Annotated in this window: 1 protein-coding gene; it reads right to left on the reverse strand. The window is 63.3% G+C overall.

Going from position 1 to position 1016, the window contains the following annotated elements:
* Nucleotides 1-1016: elongation factor Tu (gene tuf, locus E2K76_RS20135; protein WP_136686211.1), on the reverse strand; the 1016-nt coding region annotated here is incomplete at both ends.

Consider the following 1016-nt stretch of genomic DNA (forward strand, 5'->3'; position numbering starts at 1 on the left):
ACGGTCCCGGTCACGTCCGTCGTGCGGAAGTAGAACTGCGGACGGTAGTTCGCGAAGAACGGGGTGTGGCGGCCGCCTTCCTCTTTGGTGAGGATGTAGGCTTCTGCCTCGAACTTCGTGTGCGGCTTCACCGAGCCGGGCTTGCACAGCACCTGGCCGCGCTCGATACCGTCACGGTCGACACCGCGCAGCAGCAGACCGACGTTGTCGCCAGCCTCGCCCGAGTCGAGCAGCTTGCGGAACATCTCGACGCCCGTGCAGACGGTTTTCTTGGAAGCGCGGATACCCACGATTTCCAGTTCTTCGCCGACTTTCACGACGCCGCGCTCGATACGGCCGGTGGCAACGGTGCCGCGGCCCGAGATCGAGAACACGTCTTCGACCGGCATCAGGAAGGGCTGGTCGACAGCGCGGGCCGGGGTCGGGATGTATTCGTCAACGGCTGCCAGCAGCGCGCGGATCGAGTCTTCGCCGATTTCCTTGTCCGAACCGTTCATCGCGGCCAGAGCCGAACCCTTGATGATCGGAATGTCGTCGCCCGGGTAGTCGTAGGAGGACAGCAGCTCGCGCACTTCCATCTCGACCAGTTCCAGCAGTTCCGGATCGTCCACCTGGTCGACCTTGTTCAGGTAGACGACCATGTAGGGGATGCCGACCTGACGGCCCAGCAGGATGTGCTCGCGCGTTTGCGGCATCGGGCCGTCAGCGGCGTTCACGACCAGGATCGCGCCGTCCATCTGCGCAGCACCGGTGATCATGTTCTTGACGTAGTCGGCGTGGCCGGGGCAGTCGACGTGGGCGTAGTGACGCGCTTCGGTCTCGTACTCAACGTGCGCGGTCGAGATCGTGATCCCGCGTGCACGCTCTTCCGGCGCACCGTCGATCTGGTCGTAGGCGCGGAATTCGCCGAAGTATTTCGTGATCGCTGCCGTCAGAGTCGTCTTCCCGTGGTCAACGTGGCCGATCGTGCCGATGTTGACGTGCGGTTTCGTCCGTTCAAACTTTGCCTTTGCCAT

Origin of the sequence: Falsirhodobacter xinxiangensis, assembly GCF_004959935.1 — a bacterium.
In the GTDB taxonomy this organism is placed as follows: Bacteria; Pseudomonadota; Alphaproteobacteria; order Rhodobacterales; family Rhodobacteraceae; genus Falsirhodobacter; species Falsirhodobacter xinxiangensis.